Raw genomic sequence first — 21,761 nt, 5'->3', positions numbered from 1 at the left:
CATATAAAACAAAATAAATAATAGTTATTTTTTATAACTATTATTTATATAAAATTTATTATAAAATTTATATTTCATTTAATTATATCTCCAATTTTAAAAAAATTTTTGTATCCATTATATATATCTACAGAATTAATTATTTTTTTACCTTCTAATTGAATTTTATTTATTATTAAACAATTTTTTTTTGTTCCTATATATATTCCATTTTTTAAAACATTTATTATTTTTCCACACAAATATTTTTTTTTTGAAAAAAATATTTTAGATTTCATTACTTTTATTCTTTTTTTTTTATATATAAAATAACTTGCAGGTTTTGGGAAAAAAGCTCTTATTGATCTTTCTAAAGATTTTGCAGATTTTGACCAAATTAATTTTGTTTCTAACTTTTTAATTTTATATGCATATAAATTATTATTTTTTATATTTTTTTGTTTATGTTCTTTTTTTTTATGAATATTTTTTAAAGTTAAAAACATGCATTTTATTCCAATATTACATAATTTTTTAGATAGACTTAAGAATGTATCCTTTTTTTCTATTTTGCATGTTTTTTTATATAATATATTGCCAGAATCAATTTTTTGATTTATTAGTATAATACTGATACCAGTTTTTTTATCTCCATTTAATATAGCTCTTTGTATAGGAGAAGGTCCTTTCCATTTAGGTAAAATTGAAGGATGTATATTTATTGCTTTTAATGGAAATATTTTTATTATATTTTTAGGTATTTTTATTCCATATGCAACTATTATCATAATGTCTGGATTTTCTTTTTTAATTTCTTTTATTATTTTTGAATTTTCTAAATTTATTTTTGAAATTACTTTAATAAAATTTTTTTTTGCAACTTTTTCAACTTCAGAAATATATTTTTTTTTAAAAAATTTTCTTTTTGTTATAACTTTTGTTATTTTATATTTTGATTTTATTAAAGCTTCTAAATATTTTTTAGAAAAATTTGTTGTTCCAACAAAAACTATTTTTAATTTTTTTTTAATTTTTATTTTCATTTTCTTTTTTATACATTTTTTTCATTTTTTTTTTTATGATATTTTTTTTTAACTCTGAAAGATAATCTATAAAAAGTTTTCCTAATAAATGATCAATTTCATGTTGTATACATATCGATAGTAAAGATTTAGCTTTTATTTTTATGTTTTTTCCATAATAGTTTAAAGCTTTTATATCTAAATATTTATATCTTGGAACAATAGCTTGTTGATTTGGAAATGAAAGACAACCTTCACTATTTAATATTTTTTTTTTTTTTTTTATTATTTTAGGATTTATTATTGTAATTTTTTTATTAATATTTTCTGTATCTAATATTGTTATTATTTGTAAAGGAATTCCAACTTGAATTGCAGATAATCCTATTCCATTTTCTAATATCATTATTTTAAACATTTTATCTATTATTTTATGAATTTTTTTATCTATTTTTATTACAGGTTTTGATATATATCTTAATTTTTTATTAGGATATCTTAATATTTTCATAATATTTTTATTTTTCTATTTTTTTTATTTAAAATAATTTTGTTATATGATAATATTTTTTATTTATATAATTTTTATTATCTTTAATTATATTAAAGAAATCAATATAAAAATTATTATATATTTTTATTTTTATAAGTTTGTTTTATGTATATTGAATGTCAAAGAAATATTAATAAATGTATTATGAATTTAAAAAATGGCAAATCAGTGATATATCCTACTGAATCAGTATTTGGAATAGGATGTGATCCTGATAATGAAAAAGCTATTATTAATTTGTTAAAAATAAAAAATAGAAATGCTAAAAAAGGTCTTATAATAATATCATATAATTATAAACATATAAAAAAATATATTTCTACAAAAAATGTTCCAAAAAATAATATAAAAAAGTTTTATAAATTTTGGCCAGGAAATTTTACTCTTTTGCATCCAGCTAATAATAATGTATCTTTTTATATAAAAGGAAATTCTGAATTAGTTGCTGTAAGAATAACTAAAAATAAATTTGTAAAAAGTTTATGTAAAAATTTCGGAAAAGCAATAATATCTACTAGCGCTAATTTAAGTGGGCTTAATCCTTGTAGAAATATGAAAGAAGTTTTATATCAATTTGGTAAAAAAATTTGTATTATGAATGGTTATGTTAATTTAAAAAAAAGTCCTTCTACTATAATAAATATTATAAATGGAGAATATATTAGAAATGGTTAATTTAAATAATTTTTCTCTTTTTGGAAATCCAGTTAGTCATTCTTTATCTCCAATTATTCATAAAATTTTTTCTAAACAAATTAATATTAAATATTTTTATAATACTATTTTAACTCCTAAAAATTGTTTAAAAATTTTTTTAAAAGATTTTTTTAAAGAAAAATATAATTTGGGTGCTAATGTAACATTGCCATATAAAAAAAAAATAATAAAATATATAGATGTTTTAACTAAAAGAGCAAAAATTTCTGGATCTGTAAATACTTTAAAAAAAATTGAAAATAATTTTTTATTAGGTGATAATACTGATGGAATAGGTATTTTAGATGATTTAAAAAGATTAAATTTTTTAAAAAAAAAAAATAATATATTAATAATTGGAGCAGGAGGTGCTTCTTATGGAATAGTTCCAAATTTAATTTCTAAAAATAATAAAGTATATATATATAATAGAACTTTTTATAGAGCAAAAATTTTGTCAGAAAAATTTAATAATTTTGGAAATTTATTTTGTTTAAAAAAAAATGAAATAAAAAATTATAATTTTAATTTAATAATAAATGCTACTTCTAGTGGAGTATTTAATAAAATTCCGGATATTCCTAAATCTATAATTTCTAAAAGTTCTTATTGTTATGATTTATATTTTCAAAAAAATGGAAAAAGTACTCCTTTTTTAAAATGGTGTAAAAAATATGGATCAATTTATTTTAAAGATGGTATAGGAATGTTAGTAAGTCAAGCTGCTCATTCTTGTTTTTTATGGCATAAAAAATTTCCAAATGTAGAAAAAACTATAATAGAATTAAAAAAAAAAATAGAAATTTAATTTTTTTTAAAAAAAATAATTTAATAAACTTCTTGACTCTTTTTTTTCATTATGTAGTATTAGTACTTATAGTATATAAAATTATGTTATTAAAAAATTTATTTTAATATTTTAGTCCCCTTCGTCTAGAGGTCTAGGACACTGCCCTTTCACGGCGGCAACAGGGGTTCAAATCCCCTAGGGGACATAAAATATTTATTTTACTATAAATTATTACTATTTTATTTTTTAATTTTATTGTTAATTTAATTTTATATAGTTAAATTAATAATAATGCTCTTTAAAAAATCAGAATTAAACAAAATTTTAATTATATTTTTTTAAAATAATATAAATAAAACATTTGTGGGTTGTAAGGTTAAGCGTTTAAGCGTATATGGTGAATGCCTTGGCAGTCAGAGGCTATGAAGGACGTGCTAATCTGCGAAAAGTATCGGTAAGTTGATAAGAAACGTTTTAACCGATAATATCCGAATGGGGAAACCCGATGAATATAATTCATCATTTTTAATTGAATATATAGATTAAAAAAGCGAACCAAGGGAACTGAAACATCTTATTACCTTGAGGAAAAGAAATCAATTGAGATTCCCTAAGTAGTGGCGAGCGAAATGGGAAAAGCCAGAGTAAAAGATATTAGTTAAAGTTAGTAAAACAATTTGGAAAAATTGGTAATAATTGGTGATAACCCAGTATACGAAAACTATAATTATTATCTACTCAAAAAGTAGAACGAGACACGTGAAATCTTGTTTGAAGATAGGGGGACCATCCTCTAAGGCTAAATACTACTGACTGACCGATAGTGAACAAAGTACCGTAAGGGAAAGGCGAAAAGAACCCCGGTAAGGGGAGTGAAATAGATCCTGAAACCATATACGTACAAGCAGTAGGAGCTTTTTATAAATATATTTTTTTATTTTTTAATTAAAGTGACTGCGTACCTTTTGTATAATGGGTCAGCGACTTGTATTCTGTAGCAAGGTTAACTTAAATAAGGGAGCCGCAGGGAAACCGAGTCTTAAATATGGCGATTTAGTTTCAGGATACAGACCCGAAACCCGGTGATCTAGCCATGGACAGGTTGAAGGTTAGGTAAAACTAACTGGAGGACCGAACCGACTAATGTTGAAAAATTAGCGGATGATCTGTGGTTAGGGGTGAAAGGCCAATCAAACCGGGAGATAGCTGGTTCTCCCCGAAAGCTATTTAGGTAGCGCCTCATGTAATTCATTTGCGGGGGTAGAGCACTGTTTCGGCTAGGGGTCGTCTAGGCCTACCAAACCGATGCAAACTCCGAATACCGTATAATGTTATCATGGGAGACACACAGCGGGTGCTAACGTTCGTTGTGGAAAGGGAAACAACCCAGACCATCAGCTAAGGTCCCTAAGTTATAATTAAGTGGTAAACGATGTGAGAAGGCATAAACAGCTAGGATGTTGGCTTAGAAGCAGCCATCATTTAAAGAAAGCGTAACAGCTCACTAGTCAAGTCGTCTTGCGCGGAAGATTTAACGGGGCTAAATTATACACCGAAGCTATGGCAATAATTTAATATTTTTATATTAAGAAATTTTTTATATAAATATTTTTATTGGGTAGGGGAGCGTTCTGTAAGCTGTAGAAGGCATATTGTGAGATGTGCTGGAGGTATCAGAAGTGCGAATGCTGACATAAGTAACGATAAAGTAAGTGAAAAACTTACTCGCTGAAAGACTAAGGGTTCCTGTCCAACGTTAATCGGGGCAGGGTAAGGCGACACCTAAGGTGAGGCTGAAAAGCGTAATCGATGGATTACAGGTTAATATTCCTGTTCTTTATTTTACTGTGATGGGGTGACGGAGAAGGTTAGATCATCCAGGTGTTGGTTGTCCTGGTTTAACCGTGTAGGAGTTAATGATTAGGTAAATCCGATCATTTTTTAATCTAAGGCGTTATGACTAATTATGCAAATAATGAAGTGATTTACACCATGCTTCCAAGAAAATCCTCTAAACTTTATGTAAAATAAAATCGTACCACAAACCAACACAGGTAGTTGGGTAGAGAATACTAAAGCGCTTGAGAGAACTCGGGTGAAGGAACTAGGCAAAATGGTGCCGTAACTTCGGGAGAAGGCACGCTAGTATTATGTGAAAAAATTTACTTTTATAGCTGAAACTAGTCTAAGACACCAGCTAGCTGCAACTGTTTATTAAAAACACAGCACTGTGCAAACACGAAAGTGGAAGTATACGGTGTGACGCCTGCCCGGTGCCGGAAGGTTAATAAAAGGTGTTAAGATTTTTTCTGAAGCTCTGGATTGAAGCCCCGGTAAACGGCGGCCGTAACTATAACGGTCCTAAGGTAGCGAAATTCCTTGTCGGGTAAGTTCCGACCTGCACGAATGGCGTAATGATGGCTAGACTGTCTCCACCCGAGACTCAGTGAAATTGAAATTGCTGTGAAGATGCAGTATACCCGCGGCAAGACGGAAAGACCCCGTGAACCTTTACTATAGCTTGACATTGAATGATGACTTTTGATGTGTAGAATAGGTGGAAGACTGTGAAGATTAATCGTCAGGTTAATTTGAGTCAAAAATTGAAATACCACCCTTTAGAATTTATTATTCTAACCTAATATCCGTTATCCGGTATAGAGACATTGTCTGGTGGGTAGTTTGACTGGGGCGGTCTCCTCCCAAAGAGTAACGGAGGAGCACAAAGATTGGCTAATTACGGTCGGAAATCGTAAGTTTAGTGTAAAGGCATAAGCCAGTTTAACTGTAAGCGTGATAATGCGAGCAGATGCGAAAGCAGGTCTTAGTGATCCGGTGGTTCTGTATGGAAAGGCCATCGCTCAACAAATAAAAGGTACTCCGGGGATAACAGGCTAATACCGCCCAAGAGTTCATATCGACGGCGGTGTTTGGCACCTCGATGTCGGCTCATCACATCCTGGGGCTGGAGCAGGTCCCAAGGGTATGGCTGTTCGCCATTTAAAGTGGTACGCGAGCTGGGTTTAGAACGTCGTGAGACAGTTCGGTCCCTATCTGTCGTGGGCGTAGGAAGATTGAAGGGATCTACTTCTAGTACGAGAGGACCGAAGTGGACGTATCACTGGTGTTCGGGTTGTCATGCCAATGGCATTGCCCGGTAGCTAAATACGGAAAAGATAAGTGCTGAAAGCATCTAAACACGAAACTTACCCTAAGATTAGTCTTCCCTTAAACTAAATAATTTTAGTTTGCTTAAAGGTTGTTGTAGACTACAACGTTGATAGGCTAGATGTGTAAGCATGGTGACATGTTAAGCTAACTAGTACTAATTTACCTGAGAGGCTTAACCTTACAACACCAGAAATGTTTTATTAGTTTTGTTTTTTTCTGTTATTTTATAAAAAATTTTATGCATAATTTTTTTTGAACTATTTTTTATATCCTGGCGATATAGTGTTATGGTACCACCTGAATCCATATCGAACTCAGAAGTGAAACATTTCAACACCGATGGTAGTACAAGGCATCCTTGTGTGAGAGTAGGTAATTGCCAGGATTTTATATAGTTTTATTATTTATAGAGATATAAATGTTAAAAATTTTTAATGTTTTAAAAAATTCAAAAGAAATATTTAAGACATTTTTTTATAAAAAAGTGTTTATTTATGTTTGTGGTATTACCGTATATGATTTTTGTCATTTAGGTCATGGTAGAACATTTATAGTTTTTGATATGATAATAAGATATTTAAAATATCTGGGATATAAAGTAAAATATATTAGAAATATCACTGATATAGATGACAAAATAATTAAAAAATCATTTAAAAATAATGAAAATTTTTTTTGTTTAGTAGACAGAATTATAAAAAGTATGAAAGATGATTTTTATAATTTAAATATTTTATTACCTGATGTTGAGCCTAGAGTTACACATAATATAAAGATAATAATTAAATTTATAATGAAATTGTTAGATTTAAAAAATGCATATATATCTAAAAATGGTGATATTATGTTTTCTATATCTAGTTTTAAATCATATGGAAAATTATCAAAACAAATATTATCAAATTTAATAAAGAAAAATAATAATATAAATTTTTTAAATAAGAAAAAAAGTAAAGATTTTGTTTTATGGAAATTAATTAATAAAAAAGATAAAAAATATAAAAATAATATTTCATGGAAATCACCATGGGGGAATGGAAGACCTGGTTGGCATATTGAATGCTCTGCATTAAGTTATAAATATTGCGGTAAGGTTTTTGATATACATGGAGGTGGTTTAGATTTATTATTTCCTCATCATGAAAATGAAAGATCTCAATCTTCTTGTTTTTTAGATAATAAAAAATATGTAAAATATTGGATACATTCTGGATTATTAATTTTTAAAAATTGTAAAATGTCTAAATCTTTAAAAAATTTTTATAGTTTAAAACAGGCTATTTTAAATTATGATTCTGATACTATAAGATATTTTTTTTTATCTATTCATTATAGAAAACCTTTAATTTATACTAAATATAGTTTAAGAAAATCTAGACTTTCAATGGAAAGATTATATTATTCTTTATTGAATACAAAGACTAATAATTGTATAACAGAAGAATCTACAATGTTTGAAAAAAAATTTATGAGTGCAATGAATAACGATTTTAATACTCCTAAGGCAATTTCTATATTGTTTGATATTTCTAAAAGAATAAATATAGAAAAAAAAAACAATGTAATTAATTCAAATATTTTGTCTACTAAATTAATTTTTTTAGGAAAAATTTTAGGTTTTTTTTATTTAAGTTGTGATGATTTTTTTAAAAAACAAAAAATTAGAATTTTAAAAAATATAATTTCTATTAGTAAAATAGAAATTTTAATAGATATAAGAAATTTTTCTAGAAAAAATAAAAATTGGGGAAAATCTGATAATATTAGAAAAAAATTTAATTCAATAGGAATTTTATTAGAAGATAATTATAATAAAACTTTTTGGAAAATTAAATAAAAAATTAATTAAAATTAATTTTTATAATATTTTTTATATGTTATTAATGTATTTTCTAATAATGAAGTAACTGTCATCGGGCCAACTCCTCCTGGAACTGGAGTAATATAAGATATTTTTTTATATACTGATTTTAAATTTACATCTCCTATTATTTTTCCATCTGGCATTTTATTAATTCCTACATCAAATATTATAGAATTTTTTTTAACCCAAGATTTTTTTATAAAATTAGGTTTTCCTATAGCAACTACTAATAAATCTGCATTTTTAGTATAATTTATTAAATTTTTTGTATGTTTGTTAGCTATAGTTATTGTGCATCCAGATGCTAAAAGTTCCATACTTATTGGTTTTCCTACTATGTTAGAGGATCCTATTATTAAAGCGTTTAATCCTATAATATTTATTTTATATTTTTTTATTAATGTCATTATTCCTTTTGCTGTACATGAAGTTATTATAGAATTTTTTTGGAATAAAAGACCTGCATTATATGGATTAAGACAATCTATATCTTTTTTATATGATATAGAACACATTATATTTTTATAATTTATATGATTTGGTAATGGAAGTTGAACTAATATTCCATCTATTTCTATATTTTTATTTAATTTTTTTATTAATTTTAATATTTCTATTTCTTTAACAGAATTTTTAAAGTTCCAATATTTAAATATAAATCCTACTTTTTTACATGCAATTTTTTTTTTTTTAACATAAATTTTAGAAGAGGAATCATTTCCTATTAATATTATTGCTATTCCTGGTCTTCTTTTTCCATTTTTAACTTTTTTTATTATTTTTTTTTTTATTTTTTTTTGTAAATAATTTGCTATTTTTTTTCCATTTATTATTTTATTTAACATTTTTTCTCCATTTTTTTTTAAAAACATTATAATATAATTTTTAAAAAGTACTTGCAAATTTTATAAAAAAAATGCATTCTTATATTTTACATAATATATAAAATAATATATAATTTACTTAAAAAAATGCACTCTTAGCTCAGTTGGATAGAGCAACGGCCTTCTAAGCCGTGGGTCACAAGTTCGAATCTTGTAGAGTGCAAAAAATAATTAAATATATTTTTTTATTATTTTTGATATATTTTTACTTATTATGTTTTTTTCTAAATTTCCATTTATTTTATAATATATTTTTTTATTTAATGTTTTGTTTATAAAATATTTTCTTATTTTTTTTATTTCTTGTTCATATTCTTTAAATCTTTTTTCTACTATTTTTTTTTTATCATCTTTTCTTGTTTTTAATTTTTCTCCAGTAATGTTATCTTTATTTTTTATTTTTGGTGGAAAAAATATTTTATGATATACTCTTCCTGATTTTTCATGTACTAATCTTCCAGATATTCTTTCTAATATTGTTTTTTTATTTGTAATAATTTCTATTATGCAATTTATTTTAATATTTTTATTAAACATATTTTTTACTTGCATAAATGTTCTAGGAAATCCATCTAATATATATCCATTTTTACAATCTTTTTCAGAAATTATTTTTTTTATAATTTTAATGGATATTTTATCATCTACTAATTTTCCATTTTCAATTTTTTTCTTAATCATGTTTCCTAAATAATTTTTTTTTTTATATTTTTTCTAAATATTTCTCCTAAAGAAATTTTTTTTATATTATATTTTTTTGATATTATGTTTGCTTGAGTACCTTTACCACTTCCCGGAGCTCCTAATATAATTATTTTCATATTTTTTTTTCACACTTTTTATAAATTTATTTTTTTATATAATATTTTTTGTTAACAAATAATTTATTCTTTTTATAAATTTATTCGGTTCTGTTAGAGATCCTTTTTCATTTAAAACAGCTTGTTCAAATAACATTTTTACTAATTCTTTAAAATATTTTTTATTTGATATACTAGAAATTTTTTTTATTAATTTATGATTTGGATTTATTTCAAAAATATATTTAATTTCAGGAACTTTTTGACCTGCTGCAGAAAATAATTTTGCCATTTGTGTACTCATTTCATTAGAATCCGTTGTCAGCGCAGCTGCTGTTTCTGAAAATTTATGTGTTAAATTTACTTTTTTAACTTTGTTTTTTAATATTTTTTCTATTTTTTTTATTAAATTTTTTATTTTTTTTGATGATTTTTCTTCATTTTTATTTTTTTCGTTTGCAATTTTGTTTAATGTTTCATCAAATTTATTTGCAGATTGAAATTTTATTCCTTTAAATTCTGTTAAATAGTTCATCATCCATTCATCTATTCTTTCATGAAGTATTAAAACATCTATTTTTTTTTGTTTAAATATTTCTAAATGAGGACTGTTTTTTGCTGATTTGTAATTATCTGAAGTAATAAAATATATATTTTTTTGAAATTTTTCCATGTTTTTAACATATTCATCTAAAGATAAATATTTATTTTTGCTATTAGTTTTTATAGAAGAAAATAGTAATAAATCACAAATTAGTTCTTTATTTTCTATATCTTCAGCTATTCCTTCTTTTATTATAGATCCAAATTCTTTCCAAAAATTTATATATTTTTCTTTATCAATGTTTTTTATAAGTATTAATATTTTTTTAGTAATTGTCTTTTTTATAATTTCTATATTTTTATTTTCTTGAAGTATTTCTCTAGATATATTTAAAGATAAGTCTTTAGAATCTATTATTCCTTTTACAAATCTTAAGTAATTTGGTAAAAATTGCTCTACATTATCCATTATATATACTTTATTTATATATAATTTTAAACCACTTTTTTTTTCTCTATTCCATATATCCCATGGAGCTTTTGATGGTATATATAATAAAATTATGTATTCTATATTTCCTTCTACTTTATTATGAGTCCATATAAAAGGATCATTATTATCATTTGTTATATATTTATAGAAATTTATATATTGTTCTTTTTCAATATTTTTTTTTTCTAATGTCCATAAAGATTCTGCTAAATTTATTTTTTCCCATTTATATTTATTTTTTTTATCATATTTTTTTATTTTTATAGGTATGTTTATATGATCTGAATATTTTTTTATAATATTTTTTATTGTATAGTAATTTATTAAATAACTTTCTGAATCTTTTAAAAATAATGTTACATCAGTTCCTACATTTTTTTTATCTGATTTTTCTATTGAATATTCTCCATTTCCATATGATTTCCATATTATGCTATTTTTATTTTTATTGTATATTGATAATGTATTTACATAAACTTTTTTAGCTACTATAAAAGATGAATAAAAACCAACTCCAAATTTTCCTATAAAATCATTATTTTTATTTTTTTTTATAGATTTTATAAAAGATTTTGTTCCTGATTTTGCAATAGTTCCTAAATTTTTTATTACTTCATCTTTTTTCATTCCTATTCCATTATCACTTATTTTTATTTTTTTATTTTTTTCATCTAAATATATTTTTATTTGATATTTTATATTAATATTTGAAAATTTTTCATTAGAAAGTAATAAAAATCTTAGTTTTTCTATTGCATCTGATGAATTTGATATTAATTCTCTAATAAATATTTCTTTATTAGAATATAAGGAATGTATCATTAATTTTAAAAGTTGTTTTGATTCTGATTTAAATGAATATTTTTCTGATTTCATTTTTTTTCCTAATTAAAATTTTTATTAAATATTTTTTAATATATATTTTTATTAAATAATTTTTATATAATATTTTAATACTAAAAAGGAAAATTAAATCCATTTGGTAGTTGTGAATTATTAGAAATATTAGACATTTTTTTCTTTTGTGCTTCAGAGATTCTTCTTGATGCATCATTAAAAGCTGCTGTAGCTAAATCTTCTAATATTTCTTTATCATCTTCTAATAATGTTGGATCAATTTCTACTTTTCTGCAATTGTGTATACCATTTATGGTTACTTTTACTAGACCTGCTCCAGCTTCACCAGTAACTTCTATTTTAGCCATTTCTTCTTGCATTTTAGACATTTTTTCTTGCATTTGTTGCGCTTGTTTCATTAAATTTCCTAATTTTTCGTTTGTAAACATTTTTAACCTTATTTTTATTAGTTTTTATAAAATTTTTAATAATGCCATTTCTACGCATATTCTAGGATTGATAGAAATTTTAATTTCTTTTTTTCCACTTATCATTATTTTATAATATTTATATATTTTTGAAAGTTTTATATTTTTTAACATTTTTATAATTTCATTTCTATAATTTTTCATATATGTTTTTTTTTCTATAGAAAATCCAAATTTTTTTAAAATAGCAAAATGATGTAATAATTTTAATATATTATCTAATATTATTTTCCATTGAAAGTTAGATGCATTAATTTCATTTAATATTTTAAAAACTTTGTTTTTATTTTTTAATATTAAATATTTTATTAATAAAAACATTTTATTTTGTTCTATTTTTCCTAATATATTTATTATATTTTTTTCTGTAATTATATTTTTATTTAGTAGAATAGCTTGTTCTATAATATTTAAAGAACTTCTTATATTTCCTTTAGATTCTTCGTATATTATTTCTATTGCATTTTTTTCTATTTTTATATTTTCTTTTTTTAATATACTTATTAAATATCTTTTTATTTGTTTTTTGCTAATTTCTTTTAGATTAAAACATATGCATCTAGAAATTATTGTTTCTGGTATTTTTTGTATATTTGTTGTAGCTAATATAAATTTTATATGTTTATAAGGTTCTTCTAAAATTTTTAATAATGCATTAAAACTATGTTTAGATAACATATGAAATTCATCAATTATATAAATTTTAAATCTTCCTTTTATTGGAAGATATTTAGAATTGTCTAATATTTCTTTAATTTCTTCTACTTTAGTTTTAGATGCTGCATCAATTTCTATTAAGTCTACAAAATTTCCATTTAATATTTCTATACAGTTATTGCATTTTAAACAAGAAAAATATTTTATTCCAATTTTACAACTTAAACTTTTAGATAATAGTCTTGATATAGTAGTTTTTCCTATACCACTTTTTCCGGAAAATATCCATGATTGATGTATTTTTTTAAGTTTAAAACTATTATATATTGACTTTATTATATATTTTTGACCTACTATTTCATTAAAACATTTAGGTCTATATTTTCTAGCTAATATTTTATAACTCATAATTTTATAATTATATATTATTTTTATAAAAATTGTAATATTAAAATTTTTTCATTTTATATTTTTTTTTAATATATTGTTTTATATTGAATTATATATTATAATAAATAATATCTTCTGTCAGCCCTTATGTTCTGAATATTTAAACATTAGGTCAGGTTTGGAAAAAAGCAGCCAATTTAAATATAATCAGGTACTTAAGTTAAAGTTGACAGAAGATATATTTTATTAAAATATTTTTTTATTATGAATTTGCAATGTATACATTCTCCAATAAAATTTTTTATTTTTCATTAGTTCTTTATGATTTCCTTTTTCTATTATTTTTCCTTTATTGAAAACAAATATTTTATCTGATTTTATTATAGTAGAAAGTCTGTGAGCTATTATTATTAAAGTTAGATTTTTTTTAATTTTAAATAATATTTTTTGAATTTTTTTTTCAGTATTAGAATCTATATTTGCTGTAGATTCATCCAATATTAAAATTTTTGGTTTTTTTACTAATATTCTTGCTATAGATATTAATTGTTTTTGACCTTGTGAAATATTGTTACCTTTTTCATTAATTTTCATATGAATTCCTTTTCTATTTTTTTTTATAAGATCATACAATTCAACATCTTTTATAACTTTTATTATTTTTTTTGTAGAAATTTTTCTTTTTAATGAAATATTATTAAACAATGTATCCGTAAAAATAAACGGATCTTGTTGAACTATTCCTATATTATTAGTAATTACATTTTTACTTATTTCTTCTATTTTTTTATTATCTATATATATATTTCCTTCTTTTATTTTATAATTTCCTATTATTAGATTAGCTAAAGTACTTTTACCACTACCTGTATGACCTACAAAAGCAACAAATTTTTTTTTCTTAATTTTTATATTTATATTTTTTAATATTTTTTTTTCTTTGTTTGAATAATAAAAATTTAAATTTTTTATATGTATTTTACCATCTTTAATAGGATTATTATTTTTTCCATATTCTTTTTTTTTAGAATCTATTAATTTAAATATTCTTTCTCCTGATACTATAGATTGTTGAAGTGTAGATTGTTGATTTATTATTGATAACATAGGTTCATTTAATCTGTTTAGATAATTTATAAATACATATAAAGTGCTTACTTGAAATGATTCTTTTGGGAAAAAATTAAATAATAATATTAGTCCACATAATATTATATTAGTACAAAAACTAAACAATGGTCTAAGTAAGAAACCATCTAATTTTAATATTTTCATTCTATATAAATAATGTAATTTACTTATTTTTTTTATTTTTTTATAAAACATTTTTTCTTTATTAAATTGTTGTATTATTTGCATTCCATTTATTGCTTCATTAAATACATTATTTATTTCTGCTATATAAGATCTTAATTTTCTTATTATTGGAGTACTATATTTTTGATATATTATCATTATAGTTGAAATTACTGGAAACATTATTATTGATATACAAGCCATTTTCCATTCTAATAAAAACATTGTTATTAATACAATTGTTATTAATATTATATTTCTTATGGTAGAAGGAATAACTCTTTCATACAGTTCTTTTATAGTTTCTGTATCATTTGTAACTTTAGAAACGATTTGCCCTATTGGTTTTTTGTCAAATATTTTAATTGGTTGATTTAATGCTGATTTCATAACATCTAATCTAATTTTTTTAACTATTTTTGTAGATATTTTACTAAATATTATTATTTCTAAATAATTGCATAATGCAGATATAATTTGCAAAATTATGAAAATAGAAATTATTAATATAAAAGTTTTAATTTCTATTGAATTTGTTTCTATAATAGTTTTTATGAAAAAGCTTATTAATATAGGACATAATACTTCACAAATTGATGAAGACAATAATAATATTATTACATATAATATTTTTTTTTTATATAAAATTCCATATTTTAATAATCTCATTAAAATAGGTGAAAAATTAATTTTTATTTTATCCATATATAAATTTAATCTCTTTCGTTTGTTTCTTTTTTTAATCTTTTTTTCAGTTGTTGATATTTAAACATCTTATAATACCATTTTTTTTCTTTTATCAAATCTTTATGATTTCCAATTTGATCTATTCTTCCATTTTTTAAAACTATTATTTTGTCTGCATTAATTAAAGTAGATAATTTATGTGATACTAATATTATTGTTTTATTTTTTTCTTTATTTTTTTTTAAATTTTTTAATATTTTGTTTTCTGTTTTTCCATCTACTGCAGATAAAGAGTCATCTAATATTATTATTTTTGAATCATTTAATAATGCTCTAGCTATAGACAATCTTTGTTTTTGTCCTCCAGATAACATTATTCCTTTTTCTCCTATTTTAGTTTTATATTTGTTTGGAAAAGACAATATATCTTTATGTATATATGCTAATTTTGAAACTTTTTTTACATCTTTTTTGGAAGATTTTGAATTACCAATTAAAATATTATTTTCAATAGTATCTGAAAACAAAAAATTATTTTGATTTACTACTGATAAATTAGATTTCCATTCTTTTTTTTTAATATTTTTTATACATACATTGTTATAAAGAATTTTCCCTTTTATTAAATTTAAATTGTTTTGTATTATATTCAATAAAGTAGTTTTTCCTGATCCTATTGGACCACATATTCCAAGTGTATTTCCTAACTTTATTTTAAAATAAATATTTTTTAAAATTATATTATTAGAATTTTTATAACAAAATTTATATATTTTTATTTGTAAATTCTTGTGTGATTTTGGAAATTTTGAAAAATTTTTTTTTTTTTCTTTTTTAGTTTTAATTATTTTTTGTATTCTAAGTAGTGATACTTTTCCTCTTTCTGCTATATTAAACATCCAAGCTAAAGCTAACATAGGCCACATCATTAATCCTAAATACATAATAAAACTAGTTAATTCTCCAAGAGTAATTTTATTTTCTATTACTAATATTCCTCCTAATATTATTGCTAATAAATTAGAAATAGATATAGAAATATGTATTATAGGATCGAATAGTGCATCTACTTTAGAAACTTCTATATTTTTTTTTCCAACATTTTTTATTACTTTTTTAAATTTTTTTAGTTTGATTTTTTCTAATCCGTATGATCTTATCATCCTTATACTAGTTAAAATTTCTTGTGTATTATTATTTAAAATTGAAAATGCATTTTGAGATTTTTTAAATTTTTTATGTAATTTTTCTCCATATTTTTTTACTATATAAGCCATTATTGGCATAGGAAGTAATGATATTATAGTTAAATAAAAATTTATTTGAAATATCATTACTATTAATACTAATGATCCAATTACTACAGAATCTACTAATGTCAATACTCCTTCACCTGCTGCAGATACTACTCTATCTACATCATTAGTAGATTTAGCAATTAAATTACCTATTTTATTTTTTAAATAAAAATCAGAATTTTGTTTACTTAAAAATTTATATATTTTACTTCTAAGATTTATAGCTAATTTATAAGATGCACCAAATAATAATACTCTCCACATATATCTTAATATGTATACTATAGTAGATATAGTAAATATTGATAATACTATATAAAAGATTTTATCATTTGAATGTTTTTTTTTTATAATTGTATCTATTAATATTCCCATTAATTTTGGTGGTATTAATTGTAATAAAGATATTGTAATTAGAAGGATTATAGCACTAATATATTTTTTCCATTCTTTTAAAAAATACCAATTTAGTTTATAAAATAGTTGCACAAAAATATCCTGTTTTTTAAATTTGTTTTATATTATTTTTATTTTTATAAAAATTAATAATTATAAAAAATTATTAATTATAAATGATGCAATAATAATTATTATAATTGTTTTTACTAAAAAATTTTTTATCATTTTTTTTTAAAATATCAAAAAAAATATATTTTTTAGTATTTTATCATATATATTACATATTTTTGTTAACTTAGCTGGCAATTATTTTTTTTTGCCAGCATTATTTTATCTTTTTTTTGCATTTTTAAAATTTTTATATGGAAAATTTTTTAATGATAATATTAATACTTCTTCAACTTTTTTTAGTTTATGTATTTTTAATCCAAACAAAATATTTTTTGGTATTTTTTCTAGATCTCTTTTATTTTCATAAGGTATTAATACATTTTTTATTCCACCTCTATGAGCTGCTAAAAGTTTTTCTTTTAATCCTCCTATATTTAATATTTTTCCTTGTAAAGTAATTTCTCCTGTCATTGCTATATTAGATCTTACAGGATTTTTTGTTAAACATGATGTAATAGCAGTGCACATAGATATTCCTGCACTAGGACCATCTTTTGGAGTTGCTCCATCTGGAACATGTACATGTATGTCATGATCTTCATAAAAACTATTTTTTATTCCTAATTTTTTTGATTGTGATCTTATTATTATTAATGCTGCTTGTATAGATTCTTTCATTACATTTCCTAAGGATCCAGTATAAGTAAGTTTACCTTTTCCAGGAACACATGCTGCTTCTATGTTTAATAATTCTCCTCCAACTTCTGTCCAAGCTAAACCTGATACTTGTCCTATTTTATCTTTTTTAGAAATTTTTCCATAATCAAATTTTTTAATTCCTAAATATTTTTTTACATTTTTATTATTTATTTTTACTTTTTTTATTTTTTTATTTAATAATAATTTTTTTACTACTTTTCTACATATTTTTGATATTTCTCTTTCTAAATTTCTTATTCCTGCTTCTTTTGTATAATGTCTTATTATTTTTGTTATTACATTTTTTTCTATTTCTATTTCACTTTTTTTTAATACATTTTTTTTTATTTGTTTTGGTATTATATGTTTTTTTGCTATATGTAATTTTTCTTCTTCTGTATATCCTGATAATCTTAATATTTCCATTCTATCTAATAATGCATATGGTATATCTAAAGTATTTGAGGTAGCTATAAACATTACTTCTGAAAGATCATAATCTATTTCTAAATAGTGATCATTAAATGCAAAATTTTGTTCAGGATCTAAAACTTCTAATAAAGCAGAATATGGATCTGTTCTATTATCATATGAAATTTTATCTATTTCGTCTAACAAAAATAGTGGATTTTTTACTCCTACTTTTGACATTTTTTGAATTATTTTTCCCGGCATAGAGCCTACATACGTTTTTCTATGTCCTCTAATTTCTGCTTCGTCTCTTATTCCTCCTAACGACATTTTTATATATTTTCTTCCAGTAGCTTTTGCTATAGATTGTCCTAAAGATGTTTTTCCTACTCCAGGAGGTCCTACTAAACATAAAATAGGTCCATTAATTTTTTTTGATCTAGATTGTACTGCTAAATATTCTATTACTCTTTCTTTTACTTTTTTTAATCCATAATGATCTTTATCTAATATTTTTTTAGCTATTAATAAATTTCTTTTTATTTTTCCTCTTTTAGCCCATGGAACTTGTATTATCCAATCTATATAACTTTTTATAACTGATGATTCTGATGACATATATGGCATTGTTTTAAGTTTTTTTAGTTCTATTTTTATTCTATTTTTTATTTCTTTAGGAGCTTTTATTAATGCTATTTTTTTTAATAACATTTTTTCTTCATTTACTTCATCTTCTGTTTCATTTAATTCTTTTTGTATAGCTTTCATTTGTTCATTTAAATAATATTCCTTTTGACTTTTTTCCATTTGTTTTTTTACTCTATTTCTTATTTTCTTTTCTATTTTTAGAATGTTTATTTCTGATTCCATTATTACCATAATATGTTCTAATCTTTTTTTAGAATTAGACATTTCTAATATGTTTTGTTTATCTTTTACTTTTAAATTTATATATGAAGCAATTGTATCTGATAATTTTTCTATATTTTTTATTTTTTTAATGTTGTTTAGTATTTCTAATTGTATTAATTTATTTAATTTTATATATTCTTCAAATTTTTTTATAGAAGTGTTTATTAAAACTTTACTTTCTTCATCTTTTATTACATTATTTTTTATAAATTTTATATTAGCTAAAAAATATTCTTCATTTTTTTTTAATGAACAAATTTTAGCTCTTTTTAAACCTTCTACTAAAATTTTTATTGTTCCATTAGGTAACTTCAATATTTGAAGTATTTTTGCAACAGTTCCTATTTTAAATAGATCTTTTTCTTTAGGTTTTTCTACATTTGGATCTTTTTGTGTAAGTAAAAATATTTTTTCTTTATTTTTAACAATTTTATTTATACATTTTATTGATTTTTTTCTTCCAATAAATAATGATATTATCATGTTTGGATATACTACTATATCTCGTAGTGGTAACAAAGATATTTGTATTTTTTTGTTATACTCAGAATTCATATATTTCTCTCTTAGTTTTAATAGTTATTCTATAGTATTAATGATATACATCAACATTTTAAAAAAAATAGTTTTTAATATAAAAAGATCTGAGAATTTTTTGGTATGATTTTTATTTTTTATTAATAAAAATGTTAATAAATAAATTAAACATTTTTTTTTACAATATGATAATTTTTTTATATTTTTTTACTTATTAATATTGGTAAGGATCTTTTGCTTATAACTGATTTGTTAATTAATATTTTTTTTATATTTTTTTTTGATGGAATATCATACATAATGTTTAATAAAATTTTTTCTAATATTAGTCTAAGACCTCTAGATCCAGTTTTTATATAAATAGATTTTTTAGCTATTTCTTGTATAGCTCTTTTTGAAAATTCTAATTTTATTTTTTCCATTTTGAATAGTTCTTTATATTGTTTTATTAAAGAATTTTTTGGTTTACATAATATTTTTATTAAATCTTTTTTATTTAATTTTTTTAATATTGTTATAATTGCTATTCTTCCTATAAATTCTGGTATAAATCCAAATTTTATAAGATCTTTTGTATTTATTTTTTCTAATATATTTTTTTTAGTTATTTTTTTTATATTTTTTTCTATTTTATTAAAACCAAAGTTATTTTTTATTTTTATTCTATTTAAAATAATTTTTTTTATTCCTGAAAATGTTCCTCCAAAAATAAAAAGTATTTTTGATGTATTTACTTTTATTAATTTTTGATCAGGATGTTTTCTACCACCACTAGGAGATATTAGTGCATCTGTTCCTTCTATTATTTTTAGCAAAGATTGTTGAACTCCTTCTCCTGATACATCTCTAGTAATAGACATATTTTCTGATTTTTTAGATATTTTGTCTATTTCATCAATATATATTATTCCTGATTCAGCTTTTTTTATATTAAAATTACAACTTTGTAATAATCTATATATTATATTTTCTACATCTTCTCCTACATATCCAGCTTCAGTTAATGTTGTTGCATCTGATATTATAAATGGAACTTTTATTATTTTTGATAAAGTTTGAGCTAATAAAGTTTTTCCGCTTCCTGTAGGACCTATTAATAAAATATTGCTTTTATCTATTTTTATTTTTTTTTTATTATTTTTTTTTATATATTCATTTTTTTTATAGTGATTATATACAGCAACAGATAATATTTTTTTTGCTTTTTCTTGTCCTACTATGTATTTATCTAATTTTTTTTTTATTTTTATAGGAGTATATTTTTTTTTATATTTTTTTTTTTTTTTTATGTTATTTTTTTCTTTTTTCATTATTTTTGAAAATGTATTTATACATTGATTACATATACAAGAATTTATTCCTATAATTAATTTTTTTGTTTCTTTTTGATTTTTATTACAAAATGAACAATATAATTTTTTTTTTATATTATTGTTTATTTTTTCTTTCATATTTAGTTCCTTTATTTAAAAAAAATATTTTTTAATATTATAAAAATGTTGAAAAATATTTTTTAATATTTTTATATTATTTTCTTTTTTTTAATATATAATCTATTAATCCATATTTTAGAGCTTGTTTAGAAGATAAAAAGTAATCTCTTTCTGTATCTTTTTCTATATCTTCAATATTTTTTCCTGTATGTTTAGACATTATTTTATTTATTTTTTTTTTAATTAGTATTATTTCATTAGCATGTATTTCTATGTCTGTTGCTTGCCCTCTATATTGACCAATTGGTTGATGTATCATAATTCTTGAGTTAGGTAATGAAAATCTTTTTCCTCTAGTTCCAGTAGTTAATATAAATGCTCCCATAGAACAAGCTTGCCCTATACATATTGTATTTACATCTGGTTTTATGAATTGAATCGTATCATATATAGACATACCAGAAGTTATTGAACCACCAGGAGAATTTATATACAAATAAATTTCTTTTTTCATATTTTTAGATTCTAAAAAAAGTAATTGAGATATTATATTATTTGATAAATTATCATCTATAATTCCTGTTAAAAAAATAATTCTTTCTTTTAACAATCTAGAATAAATATCATATGCTCTATCTCCTCTACTAGTTTTTTCTATTACAGTTGGTATTATTGTTGAGACATTTTTATTATTTATTTTAAACATTTTTTGTATTTTTCTTATTAATAAGTTAGTTTTTAATATACAATTATTTTTTATTTAGATCAAAAATAATAAAATAATTGTATATTAAAATAATATAAATATTTT

At 21.8% G+C, this 21,761-nt stretch carries 14 protein-coding genes, 2 tRNA genes, 2 rRNA genes, 1 other RNA gene and 1 pseudogene; 8 read left to right on the top strand and 12 right to left on the bottom strand.

From position 1 onward, the window contains the following. Positions 1-74: 74 nt before the first annotated feature. Together fmt and def are read right to left on the bottom strand one after the other, a co-directional pair. Positions 75-1,022 (bottom strand): methionyl-tRNA formyltransferase, encoded by a 948-nt coding sequence (gene fmt / locus RJK19_RS01665; protein ID WP_343183967.1) that lies wholly within the window; start codon positions 1,020-1,022, stop codon positions 75-77. After that, positions 1,006-1,512: a peptide deformylase gene (gene def, locus RJK19_RS01660; RefSeq protein ID WP_343183966.1), complete on the bottom strand. Its 507-nt coding sequence runs from the start codon at positions 1,510-1,512 to the stop codon at positions 1,006-1,008. The genes fmt and def overlap by 17 nt, the downstream gene beginning before the upstream one ends. A 147-nt stretch (positions 1,513-1,659) precedes the next feature. On the opposite strand from def, the gene RJK19_RS01655 reads away from it, so the two are divergent. The 6 genes from RJK19_RS01655 to cysS all read left to right on the top strand — a co-directional run bounded on the left by RJK19_RS01655 (position 1,660) and on the right by cysS (position 8,048). Then, the gene (locus tag RJK19_RS01655; protein WP_343183965.1) at positions 1,660-2,229 is read left to right on the top strand and encodes an L-threonylcarbamoyladenylate synthase; all 570 of its coding nucleotides are present in this window, start codon (positions 1,660-1,662) and stop codon (positions 2,227-2,229) included. Beyond that, the gene (gene aroE, locus RJK19_RS01650) at positions 2,222-3,058 is read left to right on the top strand and encodes a shikimate dehydrogenase (RefSeq protein ID WP_343183964.1); all 837 of its coding nucleotides are present in this window, start codon (positions 2,222-2,224) and stop codon (positions 3,056-3,058) included. The genes RJK19_RS01655 and aroE overlap by 8 nt, the downstream gene beginning before the upstream one ends. A gap of 114 nt (positions 3,059-3,172) precedes the next feature. Next, positions 3,173-3,245 (top strand) — tRNA-Glu (locus tag RJK19_RS01645). 169 nt (positions 3,246-3,414) lie between these two features. Continuing rightward, positions 3,415-6,391: ribosomal RNA gene (locus RJK19_RS01640) — 23S ribosomal RNA — on the top strand. Between the two features lie 90 nt (positions 6,392-6,481). Continuing rightward, positions 6,482-6,596 (top strand): 5S ribosomal RNA (gene rrf / locus RJK19_RS01635). Between the two features lie 33 nt (positions 6,597-6,629). Further along, positions 6,630-8,048 (top strand): cysteine--tRNA ligase, encoded by a 1,419-nt coding sequence (cysS, locus tag RJK19_RS01630; protein ID WP_343183963.1) that lies wholly within the window; start codon positions 6,630-6,632, stop codon positions 8,046-8,048. A gap of 14 nt (positions 8,049-8,062) precedes the next feature. Here the strand turns inward: cysS and folD are convergent, their stop codons facing one another. Continuing rightward, a complete protein-coding gene (gene folD, locus RJK19_RS01625) occupies positions 8,063-8,920 on the bottom strand; it encodes a bifunctional methylenetetrahydrofolate dehydrogenase/methenyltetrahydrofolate cyclohydrolase FolD (RefSeq protein WP_343183962.1) in 858 nt (285 codons plus the stop codon). A 128-nt stretch (positions 8,921-9,048) separates the two neighbouring features. Between folD and RJK19_RS01620 the strand changes: the two genes are divergently transcribed. After that, a tRNA-Arg gene (locus RJK19_RS01620) sits at positions 9,049-9,122 on the top strand. An 8-nt stretch (positions 9,123-9,130) separates the two neighbouring features. Here the strand turns inward: RJK19_RS01620 and RJK19_RS01615 are convergent. From RJK19_RS01615 to dnaX, 4 genes and pseudogenes are all read right to left on the bottom strand, one after another. Next, positions 9,131-9,780: pseudogene (locus RJK19_RS01615) on the bottom strand (adenylate kinase family protein). Between the two features lie 34 nt (positions 9,781-9,814). Further along, entirely contained in the window at positions 9,815-11,671 is a 1,857-nt protein-coding gene (gene htpG, locus RJK19_RS01610; protein ID WP_343183961.1) for a molecular chaperone HtpG, read from the bottom strand. A gap of 80 nt (positions 11,672-11,751) precedes the next feature. Next, the gene (locus RJK19_RS01605) at positions 11,752-12,081 is read right to left on the bottom strand and encodes a YbaB/EbfC family nucleoid-associated protein (protein ID WP_343154701.1); all 330 of its coding nucleotides are present in this window, start codon (positions 12,079-12,081) and stop codon (positions 11,752-11,754) included. Between the two features lie 24 nt (positions 12,082-12,105). Continuing rightward, on the bottom strand, positions 12,106-13,185 hold the full coding sequence (gene dnaX, locus RJK19_RS01600) for a DNA polymerase III subunit gamma/tau (RefSeq protein WP_343183960.1): 1,080 nt from the start codon (positions 13,183-13,185) through the stop codon (positions 12,106-12,108). 118 nt (positions 13,186-13,303) lie between these two features. On the opposite strand from dnaX, the gene ffs reads away from it, so the two are divergent. After that, positions 13,304-13,402, top strand: an RNA gene (gene ffs / locus RJK19_RS01595) — signal recognition particle sRNA small type. A gap of 11 nt (positions 13,403-13,413) precedes the next feature. On the opposite strand, the gene RJK19_RS01590 is transcribed toward ffs, so the two are convergent. The 5 genes from RJK19_RS01590 to clpP all read right to left on the bottom strand — a co-directional run bounded on the left by RJK19_RS01590 (position 13,414) and on the right by clpP (position 21,656). After that, positions 13,414-15,168 carry an ABC transporter transmembrane domain-containing protein gene (locus tag RJK19_RS01590; protein WP_343183959.1) on the bottom strand — a complete coding sequence of 585 codons (1,755 nt, stop codon included), beginning with the start codon at positions 15,166-15,168 and terminating at the stop codon, positions 13,414-13,416. A gap of 8 nt (positions 15,169-15,176) precedes the next feature. Beyond that, the gene (locus RJK19_RS01585; RefSeq protein WP_343183958.1) at positions 15,177-16,937 is read right to left on the bottom strand and encodes an ABC transporter transmembrane domain-containing protein; all 1,761 of its coding nucleotides are present in this window, start codon (positions 16,935-16,937) and stop codon (positions 15,177-15,179) included. A 240-nt stretch (positions 16,938-17,177) separates the two neighbouring features. Further along, positions 17,178-19,535 (bottom strand): endopeptidase La, encoded by a 2,358-nt coding sequence (lon, locus tag RJK19_RS01580; RefSeq protein WP_343183957.1) that lies wholly within the window; start codon positions 19,533-19,535, stop codon positions 17,178-17,180. Between the two features lie 179 nt (positions 19,536-19,714). Further along, entirely contained in the window at positions 19,715-20,968 is a 1,254-nt protein-coding gene (gene clpX / locus RJK19_RS01575; RefSeq protein ID WP_343183956.1) for an ATP-dependent Clp protease ATP-binding subunit ClpX, read from the bottom strand. A gap of 76 nt (positions 20,969-21,044) precedes the next feature. Further along, positions 21,045-21,656, bottom strand: coding sequence for an ATP-dependent Clp endopeptidase proteolytic subunit ClpP (gene clpP, locus RJK19_RS01570; protein ID WP_343183955.1), 612 nt, complete (start codon positions 21,654-21,656; stop codon positions 21,045-21,047). Between the last annotated feature and the right edge of the window lie 105 nt (positions 21,657-21,761).

Origin of the sequence: Buchnera aphidicola (Ceratovacuna keduensis), from assembly GCF_039372665.1 — a bacterium.
GTDB classification, from domain to species: Bacteria; Pseudomonadota; Gammaproteobacteria; order Enterobacterales; family Enterobacteriaceae; genus Buchnera_G; species Buchnera_G aphidicola_D.
The sequence above is the reverse complement of the archived record's forward strand: the minus strand, read 5'-3'. Positions and strand labels throughout refer to the sequence as shown.

Excerpts from the sequence above, each read along its gene's own strand:
- clpP (WP_343183955.1), bottom strand. The coding sequence starts at position 21,656 with ATGTTTAAAATAAATAATAAAAATGTCTCAACAATAATACCAACTGTA.
- RJK19_RS01655 (WP_343183965.1), top strand. The coding sequence starts at position 1,660 with ATGTATATTGAATGTCAAAGAAATATTAATAAATGTATTATGAATTTA.
- def (WP_343183966.1), bottom strand. The coding sequence starts at position 1,512 with ATGAAAATATTAAGATATCCTAATAAAAAATTAAGATATATATCAAAA.
- lon (WP_343183957.1), bottom strand. The coding sequence starts at position 19,535 with ATGAATTCTGAGTATAACAAAAAAATACAAATATCTTTGTTACCACTA.
- RJK19_RS01590 (WP_343183959.1), bottom strand. The coding sequence starts at position 15,168 with ATGGATAAAATAAAAATTAATTTTTCACCTATTTTAATGAGATTATTA.
- aroE (WP_343183964.1), top strand. The coding sequence starts at position 2,222 with ATGGTTAATTTAAATAATTTTTCTCTTTTTGGAAATCCAGTTAGTCAT.
- clpX (WP_343183956.1), bottom strand. The coding sequence starts at position 20,968 with ATGAAAGAAAAAATAAACAATAATATAAAAAAAAAATTATATTGTTCA.
- dnaX (WP_343183960.1), bottom strand. The coding sequence starts at position 13,185 with ATGAGTTATAAAATATTAGCTAGAAAATATAGACCTAAATGTTTTAAT.
- fmt (WP_343183967.1), bottom strand. The coding sequence starts at position 1,022 with ATGAAAATAAAAATTAAAAAAAAATTAAAAATAGTTTTTGTTGGAACA.
- htpG (WP_343183961.1), bottom strand. The coding sequence starts at position 11,671 with ATGAAATCAGAAAAATATTCATTTAAATCAGAATCAAAACAACTTTTA.
- folD (WP_343183962.1), bottom strand. The coding sequence starts at position 8,920 with ATGTTAAATAAAATAATAAATGGAAAAAAAATAGCAAATTATTTACAA.
- cysS (WP_343183963.1), top strand. The coding sequence starts at position 6,630 with ATGTTAAAAATTTTTAATGTTTTAAAAAATTCAAAAGAAATATTTAAG.
- RJK19_RS01605 (WP_343154701.1), bottom strand. The coding sequence starts at position 12,081 with ATGTTTACAAACGAAAAATTAGGAAATTTAATGAAACAAGCGCAACAA.